The organism is Amycolatopsis sp. FBCC-B4732, assembly GCF_023008405.1.
GTDB classification, from domain to species: Bacteria; Actinomycetota; Actinomycetes; order Mycobacteriales; family Pseudonocardiaceae; genus Amycolatopsis; species Amycolatopsis pretoriensis_A.
In genome coordinates this window covers 4999911-5014982 of sequence record NZ_CP095376.1, presented here as the reverse complement: position 1 = coordinate 5014982, position 15072 = coordinate 4999911, and the positions used below count along the sequence as shown (strand labels likewise).

At 70.5% G+C, this 15072-nt stretch carries 13 protein-coding genes; 9 read left to right on the top strand and 4 right to left on the bottom strand.

Annotation, left to right across the window (positions count from 1 at the left end):
- The first annotated feature begins 229 nt into the window (after positions 1 to 229).
- Positions 230 to 1111 (top strand): transporter substrate-binding domain-containing protein, encoded by an 882-nt coding sequence (locus tag MUY14_RS21390; protein ID WP_247024949.1) that lies wholly within the window; start codon positions 230 to 232, stop codon positions 1109 to 1111.
- Between the two features lie 7 nt (positions 1112 to 1118).
- Here MUY14_RS21390 and MUY14_RS21385 read toward each other — a convergent pair whose 3' ends face one another.
- Positions 1119 to 1847, bottom strand: a complete 729-nt coding sequence (locus tag MUY14_RS21385; protein ID WP_247024948.1) for a FadR/GntR family transcriptional regulator — start codon at positions 1845 to 1847, stop codon at positions 1119 to 1121.
- 179 nt (positions 1848 to 2026) lie between these two features.
- Here MUY14_RS21385 and MUY14_RS21380 point away from each other — a divergent pair, with 179 nt between their 5' ends.
- The 4 genes from MUY14_RS21380 to MUY14_RS21365 are packed head-to-tail and all read left to right on the top strand — an operon-like array spanning position 2027 to position 7037.
- Positions 2027 to 3370, top strand: a complete 1344-nt coding sequence (locus MUY14_RS21380; RefSeq protein ID WP_247024947.1) for an ABC transporter substrate-binding protein — start codon at positions 2027 to 2029, stop codon at positions 3368 to 3370.
- On the top strand, positions 3367 to 4245 hold the full coding sequence (locus MUY14_RS21375) for a carbohydrate ABC transporter permease (protein WP_247024946.1): 879 nt from the start codon (positions 3367 to 3369) through the stop codon (positions 4243 to 4245). Before MUY14_RS21380 ends, MUY14_RS21375 begins: the two co-directional genes overlap by 4 nt.
- Positions 4235 to 5110 (top strand): carbohydrate ABC transporter permease, encoded by an 876-nt coding sequence (locus MUY14_RS21370; RefSeq protein WP_247024945.1) that lies wholly within the window; start codon positions 4235 to 4237, stop codon positions 5108 to 5110. The genes MUY14_RS21375 and MUY14_RS21370 overlap by 11 nt, the downstream gene beginning before the upstream one ends.
- Position 5111: 1 nt before the next feature.
- The gene (locus tag MUY14_RS21365) at positions 5112 to 7037 is read left to right on the top strand and encodes a hypothetical protein (RefSeq protein WP_247024944.1); all 1926 of its coding nucleotides are present in this window, start codon (positions 5112 to 5114) and stop codon (positions 7035 to 7037) included.
- A 64-nt stretch (positions 7038 to 7101) separates the two neighbouring features.
- Here MUY14_RS21365 and MUY14_RS21360 read toward each other — a convergent pair whose 3' ends face one another.
- The 3 genes from MUY14_RS21360 to MUY14_RS21350 are packed head-to-tail and all read right to left on the bottom strand — an operon-like array spanning position 7102 to position 9920.
- Positions 7102 to 7854, bottom strand: coding sequence for an ATP-binding cassette domain-containing protein (locus MUY14_RS21360; protein ID WP_247024943.1), 753 nt, complete (start codon positions 7852 to 7854; stop codon positions 7102 to 7104).
- Complete coding sequence (locus tag MUY14_RS21355; RefSeq protein WP_247024942.1) at positions 7851 to 8819, bottom strand: ABC transporter permease; 969 nt, start codon at positions 8817 to 8819, stop codon at positions 7851 to 7853. The genes MUY14_RS21360 and MUY14_RS21355 overlap by 4 nt, the downstream gene beginning before the upstream one ends.
- 12 nt (positions 8820 to 8831) lie before the next feature.
- Positions 8832 to 9920, bottom strand: coding sequence for a substrate-binding domain-containing protein (locus MUY14_RS21350; RefSeq protein ID WP_247024941.1), 1089 nt, complete (start codon positions 9918 to 9920; stop codon positions 8832 to 8834).
- 189 nt (positions 9921 to 10109) lie between these two features.
- Between MUY14_RS21350 and MUY14_RS21345 the strand changes: the two genes are divergently transcribed.
- From MUY14_RS21345 to MUY14_RS21330, 4 genes are read left to right on the top strand one after another with little or no spacing between them, the layout of a single operon-like run.
- Complete coding sequence (locus MUY14_RS21345) at positions 10110 to 11432, top strand: enolase C-terminal domain-like protein (RefSeq protein ID WP_396126832.1); 1323 nt, start codon at positions 10110 to 10112, stop codon at positions 11430 to 11432.
- 46 nt (positions 11433 to 11478) lie between these two features.
- Positions 11479 to 12525: a sugar ABC transporter substrate-binding protein gene (locus MUY14_RS21340; protein ID WP_247024939.1), complete on the top strand. Its 1047-nt coding sequence runs from the start codon at positions 11479 to 11481 to the stop codon at positions 12523 to 12525.
- Positions 12526 to 12547: 22 nt separating this feature from the next.
- Positions 12548 to 14044, top strand: coding sequence for a sugar ABC transporter ATP-binding protein (locus MUY14_RS21335; protein ID WP_247024938.1), 1497 nt, complete (start codon positions 12548 to 12550; stop codon positions 14042 to 14044).
- Positions 14037 to 15062, top strand: a complete 1026-nt coding sequence (locus tag MUY14_RS21330) for an ABC transporter permease (protein ID WP_247024937.1) — start codon at positions 14037 to 14039, stop codon at positions 15060 to 15062. Before MUY14_RS21335 ends, MUY14_RS21330 begins: the two co-directional genes overlap by 8 nt.
- Positions 15063 to 15072 lie beyond the last annotated feature (10 nt).

Genomic DNA, 15072 nt, shown 5'->3' with positions numbered 1-15072 from the left:
ACTTCCGGCGGCGGTCGGCGGGTGGGAAGTCACCGGTCTCGCTGACGAGCTCGATGCGGCAATGGACTTGTGCGAGTCGGTTTGAAGGTGGCCGAAGTGAAGCGGGTTGTACCGGGCGACAGTTTGTGCAACGATCGCCGCCGTCTCAGCAACCTGTTCTTCGCCGGAGTGACCTCAGCCAAGGAAGAAACGCACTATGCGATCCCCTCTTCGTCGACGAAGCCGAAGCATGATCCTCGCGGTCGCCGTCATCGGAACGGCCCTTGCCGGGTGCACCGTGGGTTCCGGGTCCGCGACCTTGGCCACCGCGACGAACCTCGCGGTCGTGCCGACCCTGCACGACGCGCTGCCGCAGGCGATCAAGGATGCCGGGGTGCTCAGGTTCGCCGGTGATTCCCATCCGCCCTACCGCACGGTCGCCCAGGACGGCACGGTCACCGGGATCGACGCCGACTTCCAGGCCGCGATCGGGCAGGTGCTCGGGGTCAGGACGCAGACCGTCGTCGTCGCCGGTCTGCCGGCCGCGCTGCAAGGCATGCTGGGCAACCGGTACGACGCGTTCAACGGCCCGGTCAAGGCCACCGCCGAGCGGGAGAAGCAGTTCGACACGATCACCTGGATGACCACCCGCACCGCCTACGTCTTCCCCGTCGGTTCGACGGCCGGGATCGCGCGGGTCGAAGACCTCTGCGGCAAGCGCATCGCGGTGGTGACCGCCAGCGTCGTCGAGGAGCAGCTGGGCAAGCTGTCCCGCTTCTGCACCGACCACCGGCACCCGGCGACGCAGACCGTCGGCCTCGACGACACCGACGCCACGCTGCTGGCCACCCGCTCGGGCCGCGCGGACGCCGCGGGGATGACGGAGGCGGCCGCGATCGACGTGACGCAGCGGCAGGGCGGGAACAAGTACGTCACCCAGACCGAGGCGCAGGGGGCGACGAAGGACGACCTGGCGTTGTACGTCCCCAAGTCCTCGAAGCTGGGCCCGGTCCTGCAGCAGGTGTTCGAAGAGCTGTTCCGGAACGGCACGTACGTCGGGATCATGTCGCGCTGGGGGCTGAACCAGGTCTCGGTCCCGAAGCCGGTGCTCAACGCGGCCACCTCGGGCTAGGCACGCGCTAGCCGAACACCCGGCGCTGGATCTCGCGGCGGTAGTCCTCCAGGGTGTTGTCGAGGTGGATCGCGGCGGCTTCGGCGGCCGCTTCCGGGTTGCCGGCGCGGATGGCCTCGAAGATCGCCGCGTGTTCCTCGACCGCCTCGGGCGCGTGGCCGCCGACCGTGCCATGGAGGCCGATGGTGCTGGACTGGCGTTGCAGCCGCCGGGCTTCGCGGACGGACGCCAGGAAGAACTGGTTGTGGGACGCGGCCGCGATGCCGAGGTGGAAGTCTTCGTCGCCGCGGTCGAACAGGGTGGCCTCGCCGGTCAGGTGGCCTTCCCGGCAGGTTTCCGCGGCCGCCTCGATCGTGCGGAGCTCGGCCGGCGTGGCCCGGGTCGCGGCCAGCCGGGCGGCGGTCGTCTCCTGGACGCGGCGGAACTCGAACAGCATGTAGACGTGGTCCAGGTCGGTGGGCAGGAAGAAGCCCGACCAGCGGGCCGAGCCGAGCATCCCTTCGTCGTCGGCCACGTAGAGGCCCCGGCCCTTCTGGGCGCGCACCCGGCCGAGGGCGGAGAGGATCTTGATCGCCTCGCGCACCACGGTGCGCGAGGTGCTCAGCCGGGCGGCGAGCTCGTTCTCCGTGGGCATGCGGTCCCCGGGCCGCAGCCGGAGCTCGGCGATGAGCTCGAGGACCCGTTCGGCGACGAGTTCGTACCCCGGCCGGTACGGGGCCGACGGCGGCTCGTCCACCGGCTCACCTCCTTCGCGCTCGGTGGTCGGAGTGTAGAGGGCTGCCGATGAGTATGACTCATTCTGACTCGCCTCTTGACGAACCCCCGGCCAAGACGCTGAGATGGTGCCGCCGAAGCAGCCGTCTGCCGAAGATGTGTATGACACATATCAGGTGCCACGATGAAGTGGAGTACCTCATGACAGTTCGTGCGCGCGCCACCGCAGCCCGTCGGCGGGCGGGCCTGGTCCTCGGTGCGGTGGCCACCCTCGCCGCGGTCACGGCCTGCGGGAACGGGGGGAGCGGCGGCGGCCAGGGCGGGTTCCAGCCGGTGCCGCAGACCGGCGGGAAGATCGTCGTCTGGGTCGACTCGACGCGGCTGCCCGCCGCCCAGGCGTACCAGAAGCAGCACCCCGCGGTGCAGCTGGACATCGTCACCTACGACGGCGACGCCAACGGCTCGAACTACCTGCAGACCAAGGTGGGCCTGTTCAACCGGACCCGCGGCGGCTGGCCGGACGTCGTGTTCAGCTCGCAGAACAACGAAGCGACGTGGGCGGTGCCGGCCGGGTTCACCGCGCCGCTGGACAAGGGCCAGGTCCCGGCCGCCACCCTGAACGGCTGGACCGCCGGCGCCAACGACCCGTGCACGGTCGACGGCACGCTCTACTGCCTGCGCAACGACCTCGCCCAGACCGTGCTCTGGTACAACGCGTCCCTGATGCGGTCCTGGGGTTACCAGGTCCCCGAAACCTGGGAGGACTACCAGGCGCTGGGGCAGCGCGTCGCGGCGGAGCACCCGGGCTACCTCGTGGGCGCGGCCGGCGACAGCTTCGCCCCCGAGATTTACCTCTGGGCCGGCAAGTGCGGCGCCAACGAGATCACCGGCCCCAAGAAGGTCAAGGTCGACACCACGAGCCCGGCCTGCACGCGGATGGCGGCCCTGCTCGACACGCTCGTGCGGAACAAGACGATGTCGACCGGGAGCGTGTTCAGCTCCGACTTCGCCAAGAACGCCGCGGACAAGATCCTCATGCTGCCCGGGCCGTCGTGGTTCGGCGGGTCGGTTTTCCAGGAGTCGCTGAAGACCCCGGCCGGGCAGATCGCCGCCGCCCCGCTGCCGCAGTGGGCCGGCGACCCGGCGCCGTCGGTGGGCAACGTCGGCGGCGGCACCTGGCTGCTGTCCGCCCACAGCGCCAACCTCAAGGACGCCACCGACTTCCTCACCTGGGTCACGACTTCCGACGAGTACCAGGGCAAGACCGCCCCGGGCTACCCGGCCTACGGCCCGGTGGCCAAGACGTGGCTGGCGACGCAGGCCTCCGGCGGGTACTACGCCAACGACATCACCGGCCCCCTGCAGGCGGCGGCCCCGCAGGTGTGGCGCGGGTGGGGCTACGGGCAGTTCAGCCAGGAGGCGATCTGGGCCGCGACCGTCACCCCGGGCCTGACGGCGGGCAAGCCGATCGTCTCGATGCTCTCGGAGTGGCAGACCGCGATCACCAACTACGCGCAGTCGAACGGGTACGAGGTCAGCCGGTGACGCGACGGCGGACGTTCCGGCCGGGCCGGTCCGGGCACCTGTTCGTCGCCGCCTACGTCGTCCTGCTGATCGCGTTCGGCGTCGTCCCCACGGTGTACGCGGTGTACTTCGCCTTCACCGACGCGGGCGACGAATTCGCCGGCGTGGCGAACTTCGTCGAGGCCGCGAGTGACTTCCGGTACCTCGCCGCGGTCGGGCACGTGGCGCTGTACCTCGTGCTCTGGCTGGTGTCCCTGGTGGTGTTCGTGGTCGCGCTGGCCGTGCTGCTGCACCGCCTGGGAGCGGCCGCCGTCAGCAGGGCGCTGCGGTTCCTCTACTACATCCCGGGCGCGCTGGCCGGGGCCGCGAGCGTCATGGTGTGGCTGTTCCTGCTCGACCCGGCGGTGAGCCCGGTGAGCGCACTGCTGCGCGCGTTCGGGTTCGGCACCTTCGGCCAGGTCGTCGCGCCGGAGCACCTCCCGGTCCTGTTCACGCTGATCGCCTTCTGGACCGGGGCGGGCGGCTGGATCGTCGTGCTGTACGGCGCGCTGAACACCATCTCGCCCGAGCTGCTGGAGGCCGCGCGGATCGACGGCGCCGGGGCGTGGCAGACGGCGTGGCGGATCCAGATCCCCCTGCTGCGCAAGTGGATCGTCTACATGGTCATCCTGGCCTTCGCCGGCGGGACCCAGCTGTTCGTCGAACCGCAGCTGCTGTCGCAGGCGAGCGTCGGCGTGGCCGGGCGCGACTACTCGCTCAACCAGCTCTCCTACGACTTCGCCTTCCAGAACGACAACGTCAACACCGCCGCGGCGATCTCGGTGGAGCTGCTGGTGGTCGGGCTCGTCGTCGCCGGGGTGTTCGTCGCGCGATCGGGGTTCTTCGATGCCGACTGAGAGCGCCCGCCGGCGGGTGAACCCGCTGCCGGCCTTGATCCTGGTGCTGTTCCTGGTGTTCTTCGTGCTCCCGCTGCTGTGGCTCGTGCTGGCGGCCACGAAGACCGACGACCAGCTCGTGCACGGGAACCCCCTGTCCTTCGGCTCGTGGCGGGCGCTGGCGGACAACTGGAGCGCGCTGACGTCCTTCCAGGACAACGCCATCTTCCACTGGCTGGGCAACTCCGCGCTCTATTCGTTCGTGGCGCTGGCGATCACGCTGGGCGTGGCGATCCCGGCCGGCTACGCGCTCGCGATGACCGAGTTCCGCGGCCGCAAAACGCTCCTCGTCGCGACGCTGGTGGTCATGCTGATGCCGAACGCCACCCTCGTCGTGCCGCTGTTCCTCGAACTCAACGCGGTGCGGCTGATCGGCTCGATGTGGTCGGTCGTGCTGCCGTACGCGTTCTACCCGTTCGGCGTGTACCTGACTTACATCTACTTCACCACCGCCGTGCCCCGCGACCTGCTCGACGCGGCCGAGCTCGACGGCTGCACGCAGTTCGGGGTGTTCCGGCGCGTCGCGCTGCCGCTGGCCGCGCCGATCGTGGCACTGGTCGGGTTCTTCAGCTTCGTGGCCAACTGGACGAACTACTTCCTGCCCTACGTCCTGCTGCCGCAGAGCGACCAGTTCCCGGTCCAGGTGGGCCTGGGCACCCTGCTGAACTCGGTGCCGCAGTTCAACCCGACGGTCGGCACCGCGGCGGTACAGCGCCCGGAGCTGGCGCTGGCCACGCTGCTGGCGATCACGCCGGTGCTCGTCGTTTTCCTGTTCTCCCAGCGCTTCCTGGTCGCCGGGATGCTGGCCGGCGCGACCAAGGAGTGACGTGCACCCCGTCATCACGGCCTCGGTGCCGCTGCTCGAACCGCCGGGCTGGGCGCTCGCCCAGCGGGAGCTGTTCGCCCTGCTCGACCGCGCCTGGCGGCAGTTCGCCCGGGACTTCACCGGCCCGGACGGGCGGCTCGCCTACGCGGACGCGCTCACCACCCGCGACGGCGTCGACGACTTCTACGAGACGTTCTTCAACTGGCCCCAGCTCTACCTGCTCGGCGGCGCCGAAGACCTGCTCGCCGAGTCGGAGCGGCACTGGGAAGGCGTCACCCGGCAGCTGACCGAGCTGGGCATGCTGGCCGGCGGGTACGAACGCGGCTACGACTGGTTCCACCAGGGCGAAAGCCTGCTGCTGCTGTACTTCCTGTGCATGGCGGCGCCCGGGCGGTGGCGCGCTCGCGCGCTGCGGTTCGCGGAGCTCTACGTCGACCCGGCCCACGGCAACTACGACCCCGCGCACCGGATCATCCGCCGTCCGCACAACGGCAGCGACCCCGCCCGCGAAGGACTCTTCGACGGCGGCTCGTACCCGTGGCTGCCGCACGAAGCCGAGCTGTACGGCTTCCCGCTCGAATGGCTGCTGCCGGCGGACGCCGGGGAGCCACCGCGAGAGCGTGATCCCCGTCTGGGCGAAGAGATGCGGCGGCGGATCGGGGTGGGGGACACCGCGGTCAACCTCGCCGCCTCCGGGCTCGTGTTCAACGCGCTGCTGCTGTCCGGCGAAGAACGCTACCGCGAGTGGCTCGCCGAGTACGTCGGCGCGTGGCGGGAGCGCGCGGCGGCCAACAACGGCATCCTCCCCGACAACGTCGCTCCCGACGGGACCGTCGGGGGGCTGCTGGAGGGCCGCTGGTACGGCGGGCACTACGGCTGGTCCTGGCCGCACGGCTGGTACAGCGTCGGGCACGCCGCCGTCGTCGCCGCCCTGTCCGCCGCGCTCGCCACCGGCGACGACACGTTCACCGACCTGGTGCGCCCGGCGCTGGACGAAATCATCGCCCACGGCAAGGTGATGGCGTTCACCGAAGCGGACTCCAGCCTCGCGTCCAAGTGGACGGTGCAGCTGCGCGAGGACGTGGACACCCCGACGCTGCACGTGCCTTTCCGCCACGACGACCGGGGCTGGTTCGACCACAACCCGATGCTGATGGGCGTGCCGGTCGCGCTGTGGCACCACTCGGGCGCGGCCGTCGACCGGGACCGCCTCGACCGGCTGCGCGCGGCCGGCGGCCACGACTGGCGGACCGTCCGGCCGTTCCGCAGCAAGGAGGAGGCCGGGCACGAGGAGCCCTGGTTCGCCTACCTGGCCGGGGACAACCCGGAGTACCCGGAGCGGATCCTCGCCGCCGCCCAGGCCCAGGTCCGCCACCGGCTGGCGCGGATGGCGCGGTACCGCGGCCGTCCCGTTCCCGAGGCCGACATCCACCTGTGGCAGCAGTCCAACCCCGTGGTCACCGAAGCGCTGGTGCAGCTCACGTGGGGCGGTCCGCAGGTGATCTACAACGGCGGCCTGCAACAGGCCCGCGTCCGCTACCACGACGCGGCCGCGCGACGCCCCGGTCTGCCCCCGTCGGTGGCGGCGCTGGTCTCCGCCATCGATCCCGGGGCGACCGTGGTCGAGCTGGTCAACCTGGACCCGGCAGCGCCGCGGTCGGTCGTCGTCCAGGCCGGCGCGTTCGCCGAGCACCACTTCCGGACCGCGAGCTACACGACGTGCGACGACCCGTCGTGGATCGGCGGCCTGTACGACTACGGCCACCGCGAACCGGTCGTGACGCACCGCTCGATCGACCTCGACGGCCCGTGGCTGCGGGTGGAGCTGCCGCCCTCCACCCGGATCCGCCTGACGCTGCGGCTGGCGCTGCGGGCCCGTCCGCCGTCGTACGCGACTCCGTTCGAAGAGCCGGAAGGGACGGGGTGACCCGGCCGTGGCGGCCGTCCGCGAGCGGGGGAGCGGGCCACATCCGCCCTTGCCGTCGCCCGGTCTACTGGCCGCCGCCGAGGCGGTACTCCGCGTTCACCAGCTCCAGCAGCTCGGCCACCGACGTGTCCGCGGATGCCCGGTCGAACGTGATTTCCCCGTGCTGCACCAGGTTCACCCGGTCGCAGATGTCCACCACCTGGCCGTAGTTGTGGGCGATGAGGATGATCGCGATGTCCCCGCGCTGCTTCAGTTCCTGCAGCAGGCGCAGGATCACCGCGCTCTCCTTGGCGCCCATCGCGGCGAGCGGCTCGTCGAGCAGCAGCAGCTTCGCGTTCGAATACACCGACCTCGCGACCGCGATCGCCTGCCGCTGGCCGCCGGAGAGCATGCCGACCTCGGTGGTCACCGAGGGGATGCTGATGCCGATCGAGTCGAGCGCCTCGCGGGCGCGGCGCTTCATCTCCCCGCGCCGCAGGAACGGCAGCGGGCGGTGCGTCAGCTCGCGGTTGAGGTGCAGGTTCAGGTAGACGGGCAGGTCGTCGACCATCGCCAGGTCCTGGAACACCGTCTCGATGCCCAGCGACCTCGCGTGCACCACCGACTTCAGCGTCACCGGCTCGCCCTCGAACAGGAGACGGCCGCCGTCGGGCTGGTGGTAGCCGGTGAGGATCTTGATCAGCGTCGACTTGCCCGCGCCGTTGTCCCCGATGAGCCCGAGGATTTCGCCGCGCCCCACGTGCAGGGAAATGTCGGTGAGCGCGGCGACCGGCCCGAAGCTCTTGCTGATGCCTTCGGCACGGATGACGTCGGTCATGCCACCTCCCGGGAGCCGACGCGTTTGCGCACCACGATCAGCGTCACGTTCAGCACCATCGCGCCCAGGATGGCGGCGCCGAGCACGACGTTGAACGCGTTCGCGCTGATCCCGGTCAGGTTGAACCCGTCGAACACGATGCCGAGCAGCAGCGCGCCCAGGAACGCGCCGGCCACCGTCCCCGATCCGCCGAGCAGCGCCGTCCCGCCGATGACGGCCGCCGCCACCGCGAAGAACATCGTCGTGAACCCCCCGTTCGTCGGGTCGTACGAGCCGACCCGGGTGCCCTGCAGGATGCCGGCGAGCCCGGCCAGGGTGCTGGTGACCGCGAAGTTGACCACCTTCACCCGGTTGACCGGGATACCGGACTCCGCGGCGCCGACCGGATTGCCGCCGGTGGCCTGCGTGTGGATGCCGAAGCGCGTCGCCGAGAGCACCACCTGCATCACGACGACCACGCCGATCGCCCACAGGAACTCGGTCCAGCGCGCGCCGCCGAACACCTCGAGCACCGCGCTGTCCTTCGGCGCCCCGACCGGCCGGGCGTTGGAGATGACGAGCACCAAGCCCTGCAACAGGAACGCCATGCCGAGGGTGGTGATGAAGGACGGGATCGTCAGCACGGTCCGGATCAGCCCGTTCACCACGCCGATCAGCGCGCACAGCACGATCGCGGCGAGCAGCGCGAGCCACAGCGGCCAGCCGTTGACGAAGAACTGCATCAGCAGGAACGGCGACAGGGTGAAGACGAACCCGGCGGACAGGTCGATTTCGCCGCAGATCAGCAGCATCACCTGCCCCGCGGCGATGATCGACCACGGGGCCACGTACTGCGCGATCGTCTGGTAGTTGTCCACGGAGTCGAACGCGCCGGTCGTCACCGTGAAGTAGATCCCGGCGGCGATCGTGACCAGCAGGATGCTCAGTTCCTTGACCCGCATCACGCCGAGCAGCAGCGATCTCACGTCGTCGCCCCGCTACCGGCTCAGCACCGACGCGGGCGGCAGCGGGATCGAGCCCGGCATCGCGATCACGTCCTTGTTGTCGCCGCCTTCGAACCGGCTCTTGGCCGTCGCGTACGGGCTGACGTTCTCCTTGGTGACGAACGTGAGGCCGGTGTCGGTGACCGGCGGCGCGACCAGCGTGCCGGACAGCCGGAACAGGTACAGGTAGAGCACCGACAGGAAGCCCTGCAGGTACGGGGACTGGTCGATGGTGAAGTCGAGCGCGCCGGCCTGCACCCCGGTGACCGTGTCGTCGAGCAGGTCGAACCCGCCGCCGCCGATCTTGCCGGTCAGGCCGCGGTCGGCGATGAGCTTCGCGCACGCGGCGGTGCTGCCCGCGTCGACCGCGTAGATCCCTTTGGCCGCGGTGTTCCCGGTGTAGGCGGCGGTCATCGCGTTGAGCTCACCGGCCTGCTCGGCGCCGGTGTTCACCGACTGGACGCGCACGCCGGGCGCGGCCTGCTTGAGGGCGTCGGTGATGCCGTCGAGCCGCGGCTGGACGTTGTTGCCGCCCGGCTGGGAGATGCCGACCAGGATGTCGCCGGAGGTGACCTTCTGCGCGATGCGCTGCCCCATCCGGAAACCGGACAGGTACAGGTCCTGGCCGACGTAGGTCAGCGGGTAGTTGCCGGCCGCGTCGGCGTTGTAGGCGATCACGGGAATGCCTTGGCCCAGCGCGCGTTTGGTGAGGTCGACGAACGCGTTGTCGTCGGTCAGGGCCACGGCGATCCCGTCGGCCTTGCCGGTGATCGCGGTCTCCATGGCGCTCGCCATCTGGGCGACGTTGCCGTTCTCCGAGCCGGTCCACTGTGGCTCGGGCACCCCGAGCAGGGCCGCGGCGTCGGCGAGGCCGGTTCGCGTCGGCACGAAGAACGAGTTCGTGGTGACGTGGTTGACGAACACGAACCGCCACTGCGGTGTGCCCGGGAAGGGCCCGGACCGGCCCCCGTTCTGGCCTTCTTGGACGCTCGTGCACGCGGTGAGCAGCGCGCTCGCGGCCACGCCCCCGGCCCCCAGGTACTTGAGCGCGGATCTCCGGGAAGTGCCTGTTCCAGCTGTCATGGTGACCCCGAATCCATCTCAGCGGCAGTGCTTCGGCTACGACGGGTCTCTCGCGGTGAGGCGTCAAAAACGGTAGCAGACGTATGATGTCTCGACCAGACTTTTGCGGACGCTACCTTGCTTCTGGACTTTCTGGCGGCGGAAGCGTAGCCATACGTATGTTGTCTGTCCGAGGTGTTCGAGGGAGAGGTGGCGACCTTGCCCGAGGTGATCAGCGCGATCGAAGCCGTCGACGTCCGCTTCCCGACGTCGCTGAGCCTGGACGGTTCCGACGCGATGAACCCGGAACCCGACTACTCCGCCGCCTACGTGACCATCCGCACGAGCACGGGGGAGGAGGGGTACGGCCTCGCGTTCACCGTCGGCCGCGGCAACGACGTGCAGGTCGCCGCCGTCCGGGCCCTGGTGCCGCTGGTCGCGGGGATGCCGGTCGAGGACGCGCTCGCCGATCTCGGCGGTTTCTCGCGCCGCCTCACCGGCGACAGCCAGCTCCGGTGGCTGGGCCCCGACAAGGGCGCGATCCACATGGCGGCGGCGGCGATCGTCAACGCCGTGTGGGACCTGCGGGCGCGCCGCGAAGGCAAGCCGGTCTGGCGGCTGCTCGCCGGGCTGCCGCCGGCGGACCTGGTCGACCTGGTCGACTTCCGGTACCTGCGGGAAGCGCTTACCCGGGACGAGGCCCTCGACATCCTCCGTCGCGCCGAACCCGGCCGGGCCGCGCGGCAGGCCGAGCTGCTCGCGTCGGGTTATCCCGCCTACACCACGACTCCCGGCTGGCTCGGCTACGCGCCGGAGAAGCTCGCGGCGCTCGCGGCGGAGGCGGTCGAGGCCGGGTTCACCCAGATCAAGCTCAAGGTCGGGGCCGACCTCGACGAGGACGTCCGGCGGCTCCGGCTGGCCCGCGAGGTGGTCGGCCCGGACGTGCGGATCGCCATCGACGCCAACCAGGTCTGGGGTGTCGACCAGGCCATCGCGTGGCTGCGGCCGCTGGCGGAGTTCGACCCGTACTGGATCGAAGAGCCGACCTCACCCGACGACGTGCTCGGCCACGCCGCGATCCGCCGGGCGGTCGCGCCGATCAAGGTGGCCACCGGGGAGCACACGCACAACGCGGTGATGTTCAAGCAGCTGCTGCAGGCGGAGGCGATCGACGTCCTGCAGCTCGACGCGAGCCGGGTCGCCGGCGTCACCGAGAACATCGCGATCCTGTTGCTGGCCGCGAAGTTCGGCGTGCCGGTGTGCCCGCACGCCGGCGGGGTCGGGCTGTGCGAAATGGTGCAGCACCTGGCGATGTTCGACTTCGTCGCGGTGAGCGGGACGCGGCACGACCGCGTCATCGAGTACGTGGACCACCTGCACGAGCACTTCGTCGACCCGGTGCGGGTCGAGCGCGGGAGGTACCTGGCTCCGGAGCGGCCCGGCCTCGGCGCCCGGCTGCACCCCGGATCCCTCGCGCGCTACCGGTACCCCGACGGTCCGGCCTGGCAAGAAGAAGCGGTGGTGGTCGCATGAGCACCGGCCCGCACACCCGTCCGCAGCCCGTCAACGAGGAGAGGTCATGAAGATCCGCTACCTGTGCACCGTCGCGCTCGTCGCGGCCGGCGTGCTCGCCGGCTGCAGCAGCGGCGGCACGACGGCGTCCGGCGGCACCGTCGTCGGCGTCGACTACCCGCGCTCGGACACCGACTTCTGGAACGCCTACATCAAGTACGTGCCCCAGTTCGCCGGGCGGTTCGGGCTCGACCTCAAGACGACGAACTCGCAGAACGACGTCGCCACGCTGACCGCCAACGTGCAGACGATGATCAGCCAGGGCGTCAAGGGTGTCGTCATGGCGCCGCAGGACACCGCGGCCATCATCCCGACGCTGCAGCAGCTGGCGGCAAAGAAGATCCCGGTCGTGTCCGTCGACACCCGACCCGACCAGGGGAACGTCTACATGGTCGTCCGGGCGGACAACCGCGCCTACGGGGAAAAGGCGTGCCGGTTCCTCGGCACGAAGCTCGGCGGCCGCGGCAAGGTCGTGATGCTGCAGGGCGACCTCGCCTCGATCAACGGGCGCGACCGCACCGAGGCCTTCGACGACTGCATGAAGCAGAACTTCCCCGCCGTCACGGTGTTCGGCGAAGCCACCAACTGGGACGCCGGCACCGCGGCCCAGAAACTGCAGACGCGGCTGACCGCGAACCCGGACATCAAGGGCGTCTACATGCAGTCCAGCTTCGCGCTTTCCGGGACGCTGCAGCTGCTGAAGCAGCGGGGCCTGCTCGTGCCGCCGTCCGATCCGAAGCACGTGTTCGTCGTGTCCAACGACGGTATTCCCGAGGAGCTCGAGAAGATCCGGGCCGGCGAAATGGACGCGACGGTGTCCCAGCCCGCGGACCTGTTCGCCCAGTACGCGTTGCAGTACGTCAAGGACGCGATCGACGGCAAGAAGCCGGTGCCGGGCCGGACCGACCACGACAGCACCATCGTGGCCGTGCGCGACGGCCTGATGGAGGACCAGCTGGCCGCGCCGCTGGTCACCGCCGACGGCGCGGTCTTCGGGCCGGTGGCCAGCGTCAAGGTCGACGACAAGTCCTTGTGGGGCAACAGCAAGAGCTGACCGCCTCGGGAAGGAGGTGACCATGAGCACGGTGCCCGTCGTCGAAGCGCGGCAGGTGGTCAAGCGCTACGGCGCCACCACCGCGCTGGACCACGCCGACCTCACCGTCCTACCGGGACAGACGCACGCCCTCGTCGGCCGCAATGGCGCCGGGAAGTCGACGCTCGTCGCCGTCCTCACCGGCCTGACCGCGCCGGACTCCGGATCGCTGCTGATGAACGGCGAGCCCGTGCCCCGGCTGTCCGAACGGGACGGCTGGCGGTCGCGGGTCGCCTGCGTGTACCAGCGCTCGACGATCATCCCGGACCTTTCGGTGGCGGAGAACCTGTTCCTGAACCGGCAGGAGACGCTGCGCGGGTTCGTGCGCTGGTCCGCGGTGCGGCGGGCGGCCACCCAGCTGCTCGAACGCTGGTCGGTGGACGTCGACGTCCGCCGGCCGGCGGGGGAGCTCGGCGTAGAGCAAAGGCAGTTCATCGAGATCGCCCGATCGCTGTCCTTCGGCGCGCGGTTCGTCATCCTCGACGAGCCGACCGCGCAGCTGGACGGCGGCGCCATCACCCGGCTGTTCGGCCACATCGCCGAGCTGCAGCGCCAGGGCGTGACGTTCCTGTTCATCAGCCACCACCTGCAGGAGGTCTACGACATCTGCGACACGGTCACGGTCTACCGCGACGCCCGCCACGTCCTCACCGCCCCGGTCGCCGACCTGCCGAAGCCCGACCTCGTCGCGGCGATGACCGGCGAGAACGCCGTCGTGGCCGAAGAACGCGTGTCGTCGGCGCGGCCCGGCCCGGCCGTGCTCCGGGTGCGCGAGCTGAGCCTCGCCCCGCACTACGCGGACGTGTCCTTCGAAGTCGCGCCCGGCGAGATCGTCGGCCTGGCCGGCGCCGGCGGCAGCGGCAAGACCGAGGTCGCCGAAACGCTCGCCGGACTGCGGGCGGCCGATTCGGGCACCGTCGACGTCGGTGACCACCGCCCCCGCCCCGGCGACGTCCCGGCGGCACTCGCCGCCGGGCTCGGCTTCGTCCCGGAAGACCGCCACCACCAGGGGCTCGTGCCCGGGATGTCGGTCGCGGACAACACCACGTTGTCCGTCATGGACCGGCTCGGCCCGGGCATCTTCGTCCGGTCCGGGCTTCGCGACCGGCTGGCCGGGACGATGATCGACCGGCTCGAGGTGAAGACACCCGGCCCCGGGCTCGCGGTGTCGGCGTTGTCGGGCGGCAACCAGCAGAAGGTCGTCATGGCGCGGGCCCTCGCCGGTGATCCCCGGGTGCTGGTGCTGATCACCCCGACCGCGGGCGTGGACGTGCGGTCGAAGGAATTCCTCCTCGGCAAGGTGGCCGAAGCCGCGGCCGGGGGCACCGCGGTGCTGATCGCGTCGGACGAGCTGGACGACCTGCGTCTCTGCGACCGCGTGCTGGTGCTGGTCCACGGCCGGCTCACCACCGGGCTGGCCGCCGGCTGGCGGGACCACGAGGTCGTGGCCGCCATGGAAGGAGTCGACCTCGATGCCTGAGAGCCCCACCGCGTTGCGTGCCGCGGCACGGACCGGATCCGCTGCCGCGCGACCGCCACGGCGTATCGCTTTCGCCCGCCTGCGCGACTTCGCCCTGGTGCCCGGGATCCTCGCGATCGCCGTGGTCGGCCAGCTGGTGAACCCGGTGTTCCTGCAGTACGACAACGTGCTCAACATCCTGCAGACCATGTCGGAGATCGCGTTGCTGGTGCTGGCGCAGACCCTCGTCCTGGTCGTGGGCAAGATGGACCTGTCGCTCGAATCCACTTTCGGCCTGGCGCCCGGCGTCGCGGCCTGGCTGACGATCGAGGGCGGCCACTCGCTCGGCCTCCTGCCCTCGTGGACCGCGGTTCCCGTGGTGCTCGCGGTCGGCGTGCTGGTCGGGGTCCTCAACGCCCTGCTGATCGTCCGGTTCGGGCTGAGCGGGTTCGTGGTCACCCTCGGCATGCTGATCGTGCTGCGCGGCCTGCTCACCGGGATCTCCGGCGGCCAGACGTTCTTCGGCATGCCCGAGTCGATGCTCTACCTCGGCACCACGCTGTGGGCCGGGATCCCGGCCTCCATCTGGATCTGCGTGCTGCTGTTCGCCGGCGGTGTCGTGCTGCTCGGGTACACCCGGTTCGGCCGCAGCCTCTACGCGATCGGCGGCAACGAAGACGCGGCGAAGGCCGGCGGGATCCGGACCGACCGCATCGTGTGGATCGTCCTCGTCGGCGCGAGCGTGCTGGCCGCGCTCGGCGGGCTGCTGCTTTCGGGCCGGCTCGCTTCGGTGGCCGCCGGCCAGGGCAACGGCTACATCTTCACGGTCTTCGCCGCGGCGGTCATCGGCGGCGTCAGCCTGAACGGCGGCCGGGGCACCGTGTTCGGCGCCTTCACCGGGATCCTGCTGCTGTACATGATCCAGAACGTGCTCACGCTGGCCGGCGTGCCCGCGCAGTGGATCGGGGCGCTCAACGGCACGATCATCCTGGTGGCGCTGGTGATGTCCCGCATCACCAGCGGTAAACGGCAGGGTTGAGAGGCGGTCT

Bases quoted from the DNA above. Each gene is read 5' to 3' on its own strand.
- MUY14_RS21335 (WP_247024938.1), top strand. From the start codon at position 12,548: ATGAGCACGGTGCCCGTCGTCGAAGCGCGGCAGGTGGTCAAGCGCTAC.
- MUY14_RS21390 (WP_247024949.1), top strand. From the start codon at position 230: ATGATCCTCGCGGTCGCCGTCATCGGAACGGCCCTTGCCGGGTGCACC.
- MUY14_RS21330 (WP_247024937.1), top strand. From the start codon at position 14,037: ATGCCTGAGAGCCCCACCGCGTTGCGTGCCGCGGCACGGACCGGATCC.
- MUY14_RS21370 (WP_247024945.1), top strand. From the start codon at position 4,235: ATGCCGACTGAGAGCGCCCGCCGGCGGGTGAACCCGCTGCCGGCCTTG.
- MUY14_RS21360 (WP_247024943.1), bottom strand. From the start codon at position 7,854: ATGACCGACGTCATCCGTGCCGAAGGCATCAGCAAGAGCTTCGGGCCG.
- MUY14_RS21350 (WP_247024941.1), bottom strand. From the start codon at position 9,920: ATGACAGCTGGAACAGGCACTTCCCGGAGATCCGCGCTCAAGTACCTG.
- MUY14_RS21380 (WP_247024947.1), top strand. From the start codon at position 2,027: ATGACAGTTCGTGCGCGCGCCACCGCAGCCCGTCGGCGGGCGGGCCTG.
- MUY14_RS21340 (WP_247024939.1), top strand. From the start codon at position 11,479: ATGAAGATCCGCTACCTGTGCACCGTCGCGCTCGTCGCGGCCGGCGTG.